Source organism: Phycisphaerales bacterium (assembly GCA_020852515.1).
Taxonomy (GTDB): Bacteria; Planctomycetota; Phycisphaerae; order Phycisphaerales; family UBA5793; genus UBA5793.
Genome location: JADZAS010000015.1, coordinates 462,312 through 477,818, shown reverse-complemented (window position 1 = coordinate 477,818; position 15,507 = coordinate 462,312). Strand labels below are relative to the sequence as shown.

At 63.1% G+C, this 15,507-nt stretch carries 9 protein-coding genes; 8 read left to right on the top strand and 1 reads right to left on the bottom strand.

All coding sequences use genetic code 11. The features are described from left to right. Positions 1–2,764: 2,764 nt before the first annotated feature. From IT430_11830 to IT430_11805, 6 genes are all read left to right on the top strand, one after another. On the top strand, positions 2,765–3,535 hold the full coding sequence (locus IT430_11830) for a hypothetical protein (protein ID MCC6908625.1): 771 nt from the start codon (positions 2,765–2,767) through the stop codon (positions 3,533–3,535). Between the two features lie 67 nt (positions 3,536–3,602). After that, positions 3,603–3,878: a small basic protein gene (locus IT430_11825; protein MCC6908624.1), complete on the top strand. Its 276-nt coding sequence runs from the start codon at positions 3,603–3,605 to the stop codon at positions 3,876–3,878. Between the two features lie 330 nt (positions 3,879–4,208). Beyond that, positions 4,209–5,894, top strand: coding sequence for a hypothetical protein (locus IT430_11820; GenBank protein MCC6908623.1), 1,686 nt, complete (start codon positions 4,209–4,211; stop codon positions 5,892–5,894). A gap of 883 nt (positions 5,895–6,777) precedes the next feature. Further along, positions 6,778–9,852, top strand: a complete 3,075-nt coding sequence (locus IT430_11815; protein MCC6908622.1) for a class I SAM-dependent DNA methyltransferase — start codon at positions 6,778–6,780, stop codon at positions 9,850–9,852. Positions 9,853–10,289: 437 nt separating this feature from the next. After that, entirely contained in the window at positions 10,290–10,691 is a 402-nt protein-coding gene (locus tag IT430_11810; GenBank protein MCC6908621.1) for a hypothetical protein, read from the top strand. A 106-nt stretch (positions 10,692–10,797) separates the two neighbouring features. Next, positions 10,798–11,370: a DUF2726 domain-containing protein gene (locus IT430_11805; GenBank protein ID MCC6908620.1), complete on the top strand. Its 573-nt coding sequence runs from the start codon at positions 10,798–10,800 to the stop codon at positions 11,368–11,370. A gap of 105 nt (positions 11,371–11,475) precedes the next feature. Here IT430_11805 and IT430_11800 read toward each other — a convergent pair whose 3' ends face one another. Continuing rightward, positions 11,476–11,841: a cupin domain-containing protein gene (locus IT430_11800; protein ID MCC6908619.1), complete on the bottom strand. Its 366-nt coding sequence runs from the start codon at positions 11,839–11,841 to the stop codon at positions 11,476–11,478. Between the two features lie 190 nt (positions 11,842–12,031). Here IT430_11800 and IT430_11795 point away from each other — a divergent pair, with 190 nt between their 5' ends. Then, on the top strand, positions 12,032–14,497 hold the full coding sequence (locus IT430_11795; protein MCC6908618.1) for a hypothetical protein: 2,466 nt from the start codon (positions 12,032–12,034) through the stop codon (positions 14,495–14,497). Positions 14,498–14,547: 50 nt separating this feature from the next. Further along, entirely contained in the window at positions 14,548–15,489 is a 942-nt protein-coding gene (locus IT430_11790; protein MCC6908617.1) for an ABC transporter ATP-binding protein, read from the top strand. The last annotated feature ends 18 nt before the right edge of the window (positions 15,490–15,507 follow it).

The window sequence follows — 15,507 nt, the reverse complement described above, 5'->3', positions numbered from 1 at the left end:
CTCCATGATATTGGAAGTACTTCGGCAGTGCGCAACGATTAACAAGGAGTTCGCAGTCTGCTGCGGAACTGCAATAATATCAGGAAGCTCGGCTGCGCTGTCATTGCGGATGGTGCAGGAAGCAAGAACGAATACCATAATGGCAACGAATTGCAGTGGCCGCATGTTCCTCCCTCTCGTGTTCTGGCTAAGAACACGGGGCAGTTACGTTTAGCAAGGCACGAAAACGGGGGCACGAAAACGGGACAGGAACGTTTATCAGGTCTGCTCACGCCGTTACCGCCTTCCGCGGCCGGCCGCGCGGCCGAAACGTGTGCTCCAAGAGCCAGCGCCGCCGCCGTCCGCCTCACCAACGACGAATGGTAGCCTCCACCGCCGGCGAAGGTGCCCATGCGATCGACGCCGCGATGGAGCACGCGGTACACGTAGCTGCCAAGGGTCGGTCGAGCCGTGCGAGGCAAGAGAAGTTCCAGCCGCGCCGCCCGCGAAGCGCAATGCTCTGGCGAAGATAAACGTACCTGTCCCGGTTTCTTGCCCGAGCCAAACATACCAATCCCGCCTTCTTACCCTCCGATTCGTGCCAGTCTACCAGTCTCGTTTTCCTACGCCAGTCTTGCTTTCCTGCCCCGCACTGATCCGCACTCTGGACATTTCATCGACCGATAGCCGGTGAGGGCATAGCCACAACTGATGCACCTTCCCGTGGCGCGGCGCCGAATCCCTCTGAAGCCATAGAATAATGTAGTGAGCAGAGCATATATTGTTGTGGCGGCGATGAAGTGCCACCATACGTGCGTCCAAATCGGTCGAAGAGGCAGTATACCATCGAGGTCCAGCTTCGCGTCTACCGGCTGGTCCGTCAATTGGAGTCCTCCCAAGACCGAAGCCGTCCCGCCCTCTTCTCGCCGTATCTCACACCACGCTAGAAGCCATGGCCAACCTCTGGCAAGAATCTTGCGCGATTGTGTATCGGTCCTATCAAAAGGAACCGAGATCACAAGGCTAAGCCACTCACCATATGATCTAATCCACGGAAGAAAGTCGCTCTCCGGCCTGGAATGCACGGCAGTGGCGATGTTCGCCATTGGCCGCGTCTCTACGTACACTGCGCCCGCTGCTCTTTGTAGGCCGATGGCTGTGATAATGGTGGGATTGCCTGCAGGAAAGAACTCAAGTTGTAAATTGCCATCTCTTGGCGAGGCTAAAAGACTTCCTAGCAAAGATAGAATCATTGTACCCGCGGCGAACAAAGCTGCGCCGAGCGCGAAGACGAGGACTCTTTGCCGCATGGCGCTCTCTCCGAGAATATCTTCGTTTTCCAAGAACGGCTAAATCGGGAGAGAAAACGGGACAGGTACGTTTATCAGGTCTGCTCATGCCGTTACCGCCTTCCGCGGCCGGCCGCGTGGCCGAAACGTATGCTCCAACAGCCAGCGCCGCCGCCGTCCGCCTCACCAACGACGAATGGTAGCCGCCACCACCGGCGAAGGTGCCCATGCGATCGACGCCGCGATGGAGCACGTGGCAGGCGTAGCCGCCAAGGGTCGGTCGAGCGATACGAGGCAAGAGAAGTTCCAGCCGCGCCGCCCGCGAAGAGCAATGTTCTGGCGAGAATAAACGTACGTGTCCCGCTTTCTTTCCTGTCCCGCTTTCTTTCCCCCCGTGTACTTCCCGTATGAAGTTACACTCCAATATCCCATGCCGAGCGCCGCAAGCGAGGTCCATGCAACGATGCTGGTGATTATGACTGCCCACCGAAGACCTATCATATCCAGACCCGGCGGGGTAGTGATTGCGGATGCGCCGCACTCGGGGCAAATAGAATGTTCCCTCGCGCGGAGATCATAGCCACATCTCGTGCACTCATTCGCCCTGAGACGGCGTCGCGCGCGAGCGCGCCGAATAAGGGCGGGAACAAACGCCAACACGCCCGCCACGATGGAATAGAATACTGTATTCAAGCAATACGGTAGTATCAACGGCATCAATGGGAGAGCGCGGGCATGATGAACGGGCGCCGGGCCCCATGTCTTATCATCGGGCAATCTCAATCCTCGGGTAAGCAATGTGTGGTTGCCTCGAAAGCGCCATGTCGCCGTCATGCACTTGAACGGAAGGCCTGCGAGATCCCTGCGTGTCCATGTTTGCGTTGAACGATCATAGATCTCTGAATACCTTCCGAGCTCGACATGATGTCGATCGTAGCGGAAGAAGAAGTACTGAATGCGTGTGACGCTGTGATCATCACCTGAAACGGAGTAAGGAGCATAATTCGCGTATCCGGGTAATATCCAAGCCACCAATAGTGTAGCTATCACTCCACACATGACTAAGTGGCATATGACCGAAACAAGCAAAAGGCGTGGTCGGGGCAAGAAAACGGGGGAGAAAACGGGACAGGGGGAGAAAGCGGGACAGGTACGTTTATCAGGTCTGCTCATGCCGTTACCGCCTTCCGCGGCCGGCCGCGCGGCCGACACGTATGCTCCAAACCCAGCGCCGCCGTCCGCTTCAGCCGCGACAGGCTGCAGTCCTCCCGGGCAATGTAACGGAAATCGCCTGCCCCGTCAAGGGCCTCGCTCCGGCGGGACCACGCCGCCGCTGGACCGGGTCGGAGCGCAGCCGGACTCCCCGCAGCGCGTTCCGGCCCCAACCCACCCCCCCACCCCCGATTGCTCTTTCCCTCCAGCCTGATAAGGTTCTGGGTCGATTCAACCAGCGGGGCGGCGAGCCGACTCGACCGGCCGCGCTCCGCGTGCCCATCATGCCCAGGAACCGCAACACCCCGGCGCTGTTTGAAGTCTTCGGCCGCACACCCACAGCGCCGAGCCACCCGCATCGCGTCGAGGTGCCGCCGCCGCCCAGCCCGCCGCGCGTGCACGTCGAATCGATCGCGCCCGACACCGCCGCGGCCCCTGCCGGCCCGATCTCGCCGCGCATCATCCGCCTGCCGGTGGGCTACATCTACGTCGCCGTCGCCGTCGCCGTGCTGCTCATCGTCGGGTCCTACTTCGTCGGCCTCAGCCGCGGCCGCCAGCAGGGCCTCGCCTCGACGCAGGACACCGGCGGCGGCCCGCTCATCGAAGACCCCACCCTCGGCGAAGGCATCGGCAACCCCGACGCCGGCGCCAACCAGCAGCCCCAGGGCGCTTCGCCCTCCACCGCCGGCCAGGGCGGCAACGCCGCCGCCCGCCAGCCCAATCCCGGCCCGGCTCCGACCGGCCTCGGCGGCCGGGCCTTGGACCGCGACACCCGCCAGGCGGGGCTGAATTACATCATCGTCGAGCGCTTCGACCCCGCCGAGGCCTGGGCCGTCAAGGAGTTTCTCAAGCGCAACGGCGTTGACGCGCTGGTTCTGGCGGACAACAATCCCTCTCTGCTGCAGGTGGTCACGGCGCAGGGATTCAAAGGCTGGCAGACCGATTCAGCGGCCCAGGCCCTCTATCGCCGGATCCAGCAGCTGGGCCAGCAGTGGAAGGCAAGAGAAGGCGGGTCCAAGGACTTTTCGCAGAGTTTCGCCAAGCGCCACACGTAACACCGCCGCCGCGGGCCCATGACACCGCGACGGCTCAAAAAGCATCAAGACCAGTAAGGCGGCCAAAATGAGCCTCGATCGCAGTTTGAAATCCGGCAGCAGCCTCGCCCAGCACCGCAGCGTGCTTACCCGCGCCGAGCGCATCACCAAGATGAAGAGCGAAGGCAACTTCGGGCCCGACGGCTCGCCGCTGGGCCTGCCCAAGACCCTCTCGCCGCGCCTGGCCGTCCGCAAGAAGGTCAAGGTCAAGAAGGCCGAGGAGGGCGCCGAGGGCGAAGCCGGCGCTGCCGCCCCCGCTGCGGCCGCACCAGCCGCCGCCCCGGCCGCCAAGGGCAAGAAGTAAGCCCGCAGCGCCTTTCGCCGATAATCCCGAGCGATTTCGGCATTTGCAATTCAATCATCTGGCGCGGAGGCCCACGCGGGCTTCCGCGTTGTTTTTGGCTGTTGTGAGCGGCTGCAGACACCCCGCCGCCCGCCCCGGCTCGTGCCGCGATGCGTACGAACCGCGCGAACCTCTGAAAAATCAGGATTATTCGTACCCCGGTCGCGATTAATGTGGTATTCTGACCCCATACTACTCGGGGGAGAGCGGCCGGTCCGCGCCGGCCCGTGGGTTCGCGTTTTCCACTTTTTTGGCACTGGCTGCTGAGAGAAAGACAAGAGGGATGTGTCCATGAACCACCGGATGATCGCATTAGTCCTTACTGGCGGAGCACTTACCGCAGCCGCAACCCAGCTGCGCGTCCAACCCGCCACCACCATCCCGGCCAGCGCCCGCGTCCAGCCGGTGTCGGCCATCTCGCCCGATGCCGACGCCGTGCCCGCCTGGGCTGATGCGCTTGGCGGCGATGCCACGCTGCAGGGCCAGTACCTCGACGTCGAGGTATCCGGGCTGACCAGCCTCAGCCAGCGCGGCCGCATCGGGTCATATCCCAGCGGCCGGCTGGGGCTCGCGGGCGCGACCACCTCATGTAACATCGGCAATATCGAGGTGCCGTGGTTCCGGCAGATGGATCCGCGCCACCCGTTCATTGCGCAGAATCTCTATCGTGTTAACTCCGCCGGCACGCTCGAGCAGATCGGCACATCGTGGCTCAAGCACGGCTTCTTCGCCGCCGACGCGTCCGGCTGCGGCAACTGCCAGGCCAACCTCGGCGATGATCACCTCAACCTCGGCTGCCAGGATACCTACGGGTCGGGCAACAACTCCGACCGCACCTGGCTCGGGCCGCGGCACGAGGTCGAGCCGCTCACCGGCTTCTGGGATCCGTGCGGCTCGTACTTCGACATCGCCGACGGCTCGCAGCCCGACTGCCGCGAGTCGCCGCACACCAGCGGCCTGAGCCCCATCGACCACATGCTCCAGGTCGATGACGCCGACCTCGACGTCTCGGGCGCGCAGTTCTACTACGAGTCCTACTACGTCATCGCCGACGAAGACAACAACCTCAACAACGTCAGCTATCGCCGCGCCACCGTCAGCCGCTCCAGCAACACCTGGTCGTTCTCGCATCCCGAGAACATGGTGCGCGGCATGTTCATCATGAACTGGGGCGACTACCACCACTTCGTCAACGACCGCACGCACGGCGACGGCATCATCGCCACGCGCGTCGTGCCGCTGGGCGGCAACACCTACCGCTACGAGTACTGCGTCTACAACCACACGCTCTGGCAGGGCATCAACTCCTTCAGCGTCTCGCTGCCCGCCGGCGTCAACGTGAGCAACCTCACCTTCCACGCGCCGCAGTCCGATGGCGAGCCGCACGGCAACGAGGCGTGGAGCGGCAGCGTCGGCCCCGACGCCGTCACGTGGAACTGCGATGACTTCAACACCAACGAGTTCGCCAACACGCTGCGCTACGGCACGGTGTACACGTTCACCTTCGACGCCGACGCAGCGCCCAAGGCCGGCAGCGCCCTGCTCGGCCTGCACAAGCCCGGCGACATCAGCAGCCTCACCATGGGCTGCGTGACACCCGGCGTGCCCAGCGGCGCCGAGCCCGCGGGCCTGGCCATGACCATGACCGAAATGCATCGCGGCCAGCGGACCACCTGGCGCGTCACCGGCCTGCGGCCGGGCGAACGCGTCTACTTCGCGTACAGCGAAGCAGGCCTCAACGATCGCATCATCGGCATCGGGCCGACGCACCTGCCGGCGCTGGGCCTGGACGTGGAGATCCTCACGCCGGGCGCGATCTTCGCCAACGTTCGCGCCGACGGCAACGGCGTGGCGACGCTGCTTGGCAACATCCCCGTCGATGCACCGCTCGAGAAGACGGCGTTCCAGGCGGTCGCGCCTCGCACCAACGGCGAGTCGGTGAAGTCGAACGTGGAGTTGAGGGAGATTCTGCCGTAAGAGAGGCACCAGGCATTGGGCACCAGGCATTAGAGTTAGAAGGCATCGAGGCATCGAGTTAATATGCAAGAGCCGCCGGCGGGAGCCGGCGGCTTTTGCTTGCGCTGTTTGTTTGCTCTCAACTCCTCTTCCCCTGGGAGAGGGCGGGGTGAGGGCGGCTTTGTCTACTCTTAACATGAGGGGCGCCTGGCCGCTCTGCTGCTCTGGGCGCGCTTTGCGAACTCTGTGGTAAGTCTGCCGGGCAAATGGCGTGCCGCGCACGGGGGTGCGCGTGAAGAGCGCACAGGTGCGCTCGCGGGGGCGCACGGAGGTGCAAAAGTGAGCATGGGCGTGCGGCGCGACGATGCGCGCCTTTACCCAGAGCGCCAAATGAGCGCGGCGTTTGAACGATTTTGGTCGATTTTGATTTTTCTGAGGGGGATGGCTGGAAGTTTTAATCCGTTTTTCTGCGTTTTCAGAGGCTCCGCGCACAAAGCGCACCTGAGGTGGTGCGCCGGCGCGCGACGGCGATCTCGACTCACCACGGAGCCACGGAGGACACGAAGCATCGAGGAGTCCTGGCAAGATTGCGCACCAGCGCGCGACGGCCGGACCGGCCGACGGCACGGGGGTTGCTGAGGGGAGGAGAGGGATTGGCGGCGAGGCCCCAGGCACTTGACGCCAGGGGAAGCGCCCGGCAGCCGGGGGAAAGGCATCTCACGCGGAGCCGCGGAGTTCGCAGAGAGGTCTTTCACTACGAAGGGTTGGAGGTTGAGAGCGAGCACGAAGAGAGTCTGCGGCGAAGAGGCGCAGAAGACGCAAGGTGGAGCGGGCGGAAGTAACGAGTCGGATGTCGAGACCCCTGACCTTGACCGAACAACGGTCGCGGTTACGCTGGTATCCGATGGATCCTGCCCGCCAGCAACGCCTGTCTGAGTTCGTCGAGTGGACGCAACAGCACATCACCGGCGATGAAAAGGGCGAGGCGCAAATATATCTCGATCATCTGCTCAGAGCATTCGGTCAGCGTGGTCTGCTTGAAGTCGGCGGCACGCCGGAGTTCCGCATTCGCCAGAAGACTGACGACCACTCCGGCGTGACGTTTGCTGACTACGTCTGGAAGCCGGTCGTGCTCATCGAGATGAAGAAGCGCGGCACCGATCTGCGCCGACACTTCCGCCAGGCGTTCGACTACTGGATTCACAGCGTGCCGAATCGCCCGGCGTACACGGTGCTGTGCAACTTCGACGAGTTTCATATCTACGACTTCAACGAGTCGCTCGAAGATCCGCTCGATACGCTGACGCTTGAGGAACTGCCGCAGCGGTTCGGCCCGCTGGCGTTTCTGTTCCCGACGAATGAGAAGCCGACGTTCCGCGTCGATCGTCTTGAGGTTACCAAGGCGGCGGCCGATCTGCTGGCGGCGGTCTACAACGTGCTGGCCAAGCGGCAGGATGTCGGGCCGACGACGGCGCAGCGGTTCATTCTGCAGACGCTGATCGCGCTCTTCTCCGAAGACATCGACCTGTTGCCCAAGTACTTCTTCACGCAACTGCTGGATGAGTGCATCGATCCGCCGAAGGCGTTCGACCTGCTGGACGGCATGTTCCGGGCGATGAATACGCCCGGTGGCGTGAGCGGCGGTCGGTACAAAGGTGTGCCGTACTTCAACGGGGGCATCTTCGCCACGCCGGCGCCCGTGGAACTGGGCGGCGACGAAGTAAGCCGTTTGAAGCGGGCGTCGGAGTACAACTGGGCGCACATCTCGCCGGACATCTTCGGCACGATCTTCCAGCATTCGATGAACGATGCCGAGCGGCACAAGTACGGCGGGCACTACACGACGCCGACGGACATCATGAAGATCGTCAAGCCGACGATTGTCGACCCGTGGAGAACGGCGATCGCCGAGGCGCGGAAGATCGAGCAACTGATGGCTCTGCGGCAGCGGCTCTACTCGTTCCGCGTGCTCGATCCGGCCTGCGGCTCGGGGAACTTTCTGTATATCGCGTATCGCGAATTCAAGCGCATCGAAGCGGAACTCGTCGAGCGGATCGCCGAGGTCTCAACCGCCAGGGACCGGGCTCAACCCGTGTTCGGCTTCGTCACGTCCAAGCAGTTCTTCGGGATGGACATTGTTCCTTTCGCGGTCGAGCTGGCGAAGGTGACGATGACGCTGGGGCACAAACTGGCAATCGATGAGCTGCACGTTGATGAGCCGGCGCTGCCGCTGGACAACCTCGATGAGAACATCCGCTGCGTTGATGCGCTGATCGACTGGCCGATTGACGGCTCGACGCCGGCGGACTTCGATCCAAAGAAGAAGCGGGAGCGCACGCCGTGGCCGAAGGCGGATGTGATCATCGGCAATCCGCCGTTTCTCGGGGCCAAGCGTCTCAAGCCGGAGCGCGGCGCGGACTACGTGAACGCGGTTCGCAAGGCGTACCCGAAGGTGCCGGGCATGGCGGACTACTGCGTGTACTGGATCGCGCGGGCTCAGGAGCATCTGCCGATGTGCACTCCGGCCGATCCGCTGCGCGGCCGAGCGGGCCTGGTCGGGACACAGAACATCCGCAACAACAAGTCGCGCGAGGGCGGCTTGGATCAGGTCGTCAAGTCTGGAACGATCGTGGAGGCCGTGGACAATCAGCCGTGGTCGGGCGAGGCGAACGTGCACGTGTCGATTGTGAACTGGGTGAAGCACGAGCCGCCGCCGACGAAGATCGCCGGTGCGGAGTATGAGACGGGGGCATTTGACACGAAGCGCCTTCTGATTCCTGAGCGGAAGAAGCTGTGGTACCGGATTGATGCGGCGATGCCGCTGTTTCCGGCGCCGGCAGGGAAACGAAGGCGTTCGACGACCGTCGCGGGCAAGCGTGGAAGTCCCCGGAAGGACAAGTCTTTTGAATTGACGTTCCGAGAAGCGACGTTTCTCAACTCTGCACTTTCAGATCAAGTTCCACTTGGGGCCGCACACACGCTCTCCGTGAATGAGGGCTTCTGCTACACGGGCCAGTACCCACGACACGCCGGGTTCATGTTGTCTGGGCAAGAGGCTGCGAAACTACTCGCGGCAAATGCGGCTAATCGAGAGGTCGTACACCCTTTTGTTGTGGGAAGAGAATTCCTTGGTGGAGCGTTGGACAATCGATGGGTGATTGATTTTCAGCGACGAGACATTCTGGAAGCAAGTGCGTTCGCTGACGTGTTTGCGCACTTGAAGCAAGATGTCCTGCCGATTGTGAGGCGCAAAGCAGAACTTGAGCGAAAGCGAACCGGAAGGGACATCGGTCAGGATCAGAACTGGCTCCGGACGTGGTGGCAGCATTTTCGATCGCGTCCGGAACTCATTGCAAAGATCTCCGGACTGCGTCGCTATCTCGTTTGTTCCAGAGTTACTAAGCGCCCGATATTCGCCTTTCTGGATTCTGAACTTCGTCCGGGAGATGCGTTGTCGTGCTTCACGCTCGACGATGACTATTCGTTTGGCGTTCTGCAGTCCGACGCGCATTGGCGGTGGTTTGTTGCTAAGTGCTCTAAACTGAAATCGGACTATCGATACACACCAGAATCTGTTTTTGATACATTCGCGTGGCCGCAGGGCAATGGCTTTGATGGCCCTGCAGCGGCGAGAGTCGGCACTATCTCCGAGGCTGGGCGGCGCATTCGCCAGATTCGCGACGATGCCCTCAAGAACATGACGGGAGGATTGAGGGCCCTCTATCGCACGTTGGAGATTGATGGCAAGAACCCTCTCAAGGATGCTCACGCCGCGCTCGACGCGGCGGTGCTGGACGCCTACGGATTTGATCCGAAGAAGGACCTGCTCAAGCAGCTGCTTGATTTGAATCTGGAAGTCGCCCGGCGCATCGAACGCGGCCAGCCGGTCGTGGCGCCCGGCACCCCGCCGTCGTATCCACAGGACCGGCGGGCGGAGTTGGTGACAGAGGATTGCATTCGGGCGGGCCAGCCGCAGTAGAATGGCAGCACTCAGACTGCCTATGAATGGTAGAGCCAAATGACACGCTCACGATCCAAGAACACCGATTATGAAATCATCGAGGTGATTGAGGATCGTGCGCGCTTGGTTTATCGAGGCCACGTCGACAGTAAGCTGCGGATGTCGGCTGCAGGCTTCTCCATTACAATGTTCGTATCTTGTATCGGTGTGGCAATTGCAGCAGAGCCTAAGGAACCGTCGACCCTGCTCCCGGCAAGTATCTGGCAATTCATTTGGTGCGTAGCATCAATTGTGTCTCTGGCATGTGCGGTGTATTTCGCTGCGCGAGGTTGGGCTGGTTGGGAAAACGAGGATAGTTTTATCAGGAAGTTGAAAGAGTGGAGTCCGACGACAAGCACGGGAACAGTCGCGTCAACGGCGTCGGAGAGTGGAGACACTGCCACGGAGACCAGACCATGAAACTGGAAATGTTCTGCCTGTGCGAAGCAGCAAACGAGTCGCACGGGCGGCTGAATTTGCTAGGAGTGTTCGATAAGATTTACACAAAGTCCCTTCCGGCGGTGCATCCTCGGATGGTCGCCGTCGCGAGGATGCGACACCAAGAGACTGCTGATTCAACTCACAGAGTTGTTCTTACAATAGTACCGCCTTCGGAGCATGAACCTGTCGCCGAACTCGAAGTCAATGCGCAGTTCAAGAAGGCTGGGCCGGAAGGGTGGTCTGTGTCGCAGTTGATCCTTGCGATTGAACGATTGCGACTTGACGAAGAGGGTTCATACACGGTGCAGTTGTCGATGGATGGAGAGCCAATGTCCATGATTCCACTCTTCGTTCAGAAGCTGTCTGTCGACAGTTGAATTGCGGATGGTTCGGCATTGCGCGAGGTAAACGTAGGATTGGTTGGAGTGCGCGACGAGTGACCGCGTGCTGACGCGTGCGGCTCGATGTCGAGAGGTAATCTGCATGGTGGATGAAATGGATGCTTCGGCGGCCGATGATTTTTCGACGCGGCCAGGGTGTCTTGGGTTTCTGGCGCGGCTGCTCAATGCTGGTGGCGAATCCGGCAATCGCGCGGCGGTTGGTGCGAGCGAGGAGCCGCTGCCGTATCGGCGCAAGGACTGGCTGCTGAGCAAGGGGGAGCGGGCGTTTTATGAGGCGCTGTGCATGGCCGTGGACGCCAGGGCGCATCGCATCTTCTGCAAGGTGCGGCTGGCGGACCTTGTGTGGCTGCCCAAGGGCGTGAGCAAGCGGCAGTCGCACCAGAACCGCATTCAGAGCAAGCATGTTGATTTCGTGATCTGCTCGGCCGAGGGGTTGCGGCCGCTGTTGGTGATTGAACTGGACGACCGGTCGCACGAGCGCGAGGATCGGCGGCAACGCGATGCGTTTGTGGATCGGGCGTTGGCGGCGGCTGGGCTGCCGGTGTGGCACGCGCCGGCGGCGGCGGGGTATCGGGTGGAGGAGTTGGCCGAGCGGGTGCGGCGGGGGTGCGCTGAGAGGGTTGAGCCTTCGGCCGCGCTGGGTCCAGGGAGCTGAACAGGAGGGAAGGCGTCAGGACGGTCTCAGGCGTGCGATGCCTGGGCGTTGATGTGGAATCGAACCCATGCCTTGGTGCCTTGATCTCTCGTCGCCTTGATGCCTTCACGCTTTGGCGTGGACATCTACGCCGGTGCGTTCGCTTGGGGGGCTGAAGATGTCGAGGACGATGGATGTTTCGAGGGCCTGGGCCTGGTGCGGGATGTTGGGCGGGAGGTGGAGGACCTCGCCGGGGCCGAGGTCGAGGATGCGATCGGGGCCGGAGGCGGCGGGCAGGGTGAAGCGCATGAGGCCTGAGACGACGACGGCGAATTGTTCGTTGGGATGGTGGTGCATGGGCACGATGACGCCCTTGTGGAGGGTGACGTGCGAGATCATGCAGTGCTCGCCGAGCAGGCGGCGGCGGTCGATGAGCGGCGCGGGGTGATCGACGGGGAGGTCGGACCAGCGGCAGGCGGCGGCTTGGGGCATGGGGGATCCTCGGCGGGGTGCCGAGATAGTAGAGAGGCGAGAGGGGAGAGGAGGCGAGGGTCGCCGGCACGGAGTGCCGGGGCTGTGGGATGGGGCCTGGGACGGGGCGTTGGTGCGGGGAGTTGGGAGTTATGCGCGGCGGCGGCCGTAGAATAGGACGCTTTGCTGAGGGTGAGGCGTCTGGAGGAGTATGCGACCGCGCATTGATGCAACTCGACTTGCGGCGATGCTGATTGGCGTGATGTCGCTGCTGGCGGCGGCGCTGCTGCCGGGCGCGGCGCGGGCGCAGGGGCCGGACGCGACGGTGACGATCGGGGTGGATGCGTTTGGGCTTGGCGGGCAATGGCGGCCGGGGCTGGTGACGCCGGTGCATTTGACGCTGACGTATGCGGGCAACAAGCCGCTGCAGCCGGCGCTGGTGGTGTGGGAGCAGCGCGACGGCGACGGGGACATTGCGGAGATCAGCCAGGTGGTGGCGCTGAACCCGGGACGGAACCCGGTGTGGCTGTATGTGCCGGTGCGGTTCGGGGCGAATGCGTCGACGATCTGGGATGTGATCGTGTATGAGTATGAGAATGATCGGCGCGGGGCGCAACTGGCGGCGTCGCGCGCGACGGCGAACACGCAGCCGCGCGGCGAGGATCATAGTTTCATCGGCGTGGTGGGAACGCGGCCGGCGAACGTGACGGATTATGTGGTGGCGGGTCAGTTCCGCGATACGCCGCCCTGGGCGCACGAGGCGACGGAGGTGCTGAGCAACCTGACGGTGGAGAGCCTGCCGGACCGTTGGATGGGCCTGGCGCTGCTGGATGTGCTGGTGTGGACGCAGGGCGAGCCGGGGCAGCTGGGCATGGACCAGGCGCAGGCGATTGAGGATTGGATCGAGCGCGGCGGGCATTTTGTGATCGTGCTGCCGCAGGTGGGCGATTCGTGGAAGAGTTCGCGGCTGGACCCGGTGGCGCCCGAGGTGGTGGTGCAGCGTTTTGAGGGGATTGAACTGCGCGACAACGAAAGCAGCGGCGGGCTGCTGCGGCACCTTGGGCGGATGGACAAGGTGGAGCCGGAGGATCGCGAGCCGCGGTATCCGATTTTCAATGTGCATGCGTTTGAGCCGGTGGGGCCGTCGTGGTCGGCGGGGAGCACGATCCCGCTGATGGAGGTGGACCTGCCGGATGGGAGCGGCGGGCGCGTGCGGCGGGCGGTGGTGGTGCAGCGGGCGATCGGGTATGGGCGGGTGACGCTGGTGGGGATTCCGGTGGCGGACCTGGTGCTGAACCGGCCGGGGCTGGACCTGCCGCAGGCGGAGGTGTTCTGGAACGCGATCCTTGGGCGGCGGCAGGACACGCCGAACTCGACTGAATTTAACAAAGTGGTGTCGACGACGCCCAACACGGCGGGACGGGCGCGGAACGCGGCGCGGCTGAGCGATGTGATCCCGCAGATGACGCGGCTGTCGGCGGCGGCGGGCAAGGGGCTGCTGCTGGCGCTGGTGTTGTTTATTGTCTATTGGGGCGTGTCGGGGCCGCTGGCGTTTACGCTGCTGAAGTACCGGCAGTGGTCGCGGTACAACTGGCCGGCGTTTCTGGGGATCGCGGCGGTGTTCACGTTCATCAGCTGGATGGGGGCTTCGGCGCTGCGGTCCAATGATATATTGCCGGTGCACGTGACGTTTCTCGACCACGTGGCGGACGCGGGGATGCAGCGCTCGACGAGCTATGTGACCGTGGCGCTGAACGGCTACGGCGATCGGCTGGTGGATGTGCGGCCGTCGGCGGACGAGGCGGCGGGCGAGCGGGAATATAACTATGTGACGTCGCTGTCGGCGCCGAATGAGAAGGTCCAGGGCTTTCCGGATGTGCGGCGGTACCTGGTGGACTCTTCGGACCAGAGCCATTTTCGCGCGCCGGCGCGGAGCACGAGCAAGACGCTCTATGTTTCGTCGCTGCATCCTGTGGCCGATGAGTGGCGCATGCCGAATTTCGCGTCGGACGCCGAGCGGCCGCGCATCAACGCGGCGGGCTCGCCCGAGGGTGTGGTGACGCACCAGTTGCCCGGCGCGCTGCGGGATGTGACGGTGTACTTTGCGTCCAATGAATATGCATCGCACAACCCCCGGCCCGACGGGCGGGCGAGCGGCGCGACGCGGCTGAAGATTTATGCGTGGAAGCTGTCGCAGCCGACGTGGGGGCCGAACGTGCCGCTGGACTTTGCGGTGGTCTCGCAGGGCAAGATGCAGATGCGCGACCTGGTGACGCACGCCAACAGCGGGTACTTCAAGGCTCTCGGCGAGGACGCGATGCGGCCGCACATGGACTACCGCACGTATTTCAGCGGCAGGGAGATCGCGCAGTCGCTCGAGGCGCTGACTTTCTTTGACAGCCTGAATCCGCCGGAGTGGGCCAATCCGCCGCAGTCGGCCCAGCCGCAGTTCCTGCGGACGCTGGCGCGCGAGGTTGATCTGAGCGCGTGGCTCGTGCGGCCGTGCATTATTATCACCGGGTTTCTCGACGGGAGCCCGATTCCGTATCCGCTGCGTATTGAAGGAAACCGGCTGACGCGTGCGGACGAAAAGAGCCTGACGATGGTGCGCTGGATCTATCCGCTGCCGGTCGAGCACGAGCCTGCGCCATCCGGCTCGGTCGAGACGCAGCCGTAACTTGAGGTCTGCCGCACCCGCGTTTCCCTGGAGCACCCGCCTCGATGCCGATGATCGAAACCGTCAACCTGACCAAGAAGTACGGCGAACTGACCGCGCTGAACAATCTCAACCTGGTGATCGAGCCGGGCGACTGCTTCGGCTTCATCGGCCCCAACGGCGCGGGCAAGACGACGACGATCAAGATCCTCGCCACGCTGCTCAAGCCCACCTGGGGCGAGGCGCGCATCGACGGCAAGGTGATCGGCTATCAGAACCGCGAGATCCGGCCGGTGATGGGCTACGTGCCCGACTTCATGGGCGCCTACGACGACATGGTCGTCGAGGAGTATCTCGAGTTCTTCGCGGCGGCATATAACATTCACGGCCAGCACCGCAAGGATGTCGTGCGCGACGTGCTCGACCTGACCGACCTCGCGTATAAGGCCGATGCAGAGGTGAACGGCCTGTCGCGCGGCATGCAGCAGCGGCTGTCGATCGCGCGCGTGCTGCTGCACGATCCGAAGGTGCTGCTGATGGACGAGCCGGCGTCGGGCCTCGACCCGCGGGCCCGCATCGAGATCCGCGAACTGCTCAAGGAACTGCGCAAGATGGGCAAGACGATTCTTATTTCGTCGCACATCCTGCACGAACTGGCTGAGTTATGTAATACCGTCGGCATCATCGAGCGCGGCGAACTCATCTACCAGGGCACGGTGCGCGAGATCATGCAGAAGGCCCGCATGGGCCACGTCGTGCACGTGGCGGTCGAAGACCGCGCGCCGGCGGCGGCGGAGTATCTCCAGACGGTCAAGGGCGTGGAGAAGGTGACGCCGCGCCAACTGGACGGGACGATGATTCTCGACGTGGCGCTCACGCCCGGCGGTGGGTTGCCGGTGAGCGACATCCCCAGCCGCCTGATCGCGCAGGGCTTTCGCATCAGCATGTTCCAGGAAGAGCAGGTCAACCTGGAGACGGCGTTCATGCGGCTGACGCAGGGGCTGGTGCAGTAGAGCGCCGCTGCCCCCCTG

What these genes read in the sequence shown, in the direction of transcription:
- IT430_11830 (MCC6908625.1), top strand. Translation starts at nt 2,765, where the DNA reads ATGCCCAGGAACCGCAACACCCCGGCGCTGTTTGAAGTCTTCGGCCGC.
- IT430_11820 (MCC6908623.1), top strand. Translation starts at nt 4,209, where the DNA reads ATGAACCACCGGATGATCGCATTAGTCCTTACTGGCGGAGCACTTACC.
- IT430_11815 (MCC6908622.1), top strand. Translation starts at nt 6,778, where the DNA reads ATGGATCCTGCCCGCCAGCAACGCCTGTCTGAGTTCGTCGAGTGGACG.
- IT430_11805 (MCC6908620.1), top strand. Translation starts at nt 10,798, where the DNA reads ATGGTGGATGAAATGGATGCTTCGGCGGCCGATGATTTTTCGACGCGG.
- IT430_11825 (MCC6908624.1), top strand. Translation starts at nt 3,603, where the DNA reads ATGAGCCTCGATCGCAGTTTGAAATCCGGCAGCAGCCTCGCCCAGCAC.
- IT430_11810 (MCC6908621.1), top strand. Translation starts at nt 10,290, where the DNA reads ATGAAACTGGAAATGTTCTGCCTGTGCGAAGCAGCAAACGAGTCGCAC.
- IT430_11790 (MCC6908617.1), top strand. Translation starts at nt 14,548, where the DNA reads ATGATCGAAACCGTCAACCTGACCAAGAAGTACGGCGAACTGACCGCG.
- IT430_11800 (MCC6908619.1), bottom strand. Translation starts at nt 11,841, where the DNA reads ATGCCCCAAGCCGCCGCCTGCCGCTGGTCCGACCTCCCCGTCGATCAC.
- IT430_11795 (MCC6908618.1), top strand. Translation starts at nt 12,032, where the DNA reads ATGCGACCGCGCATTGATGCAACTCGACTTGCGGCGATGCTGATTGGC.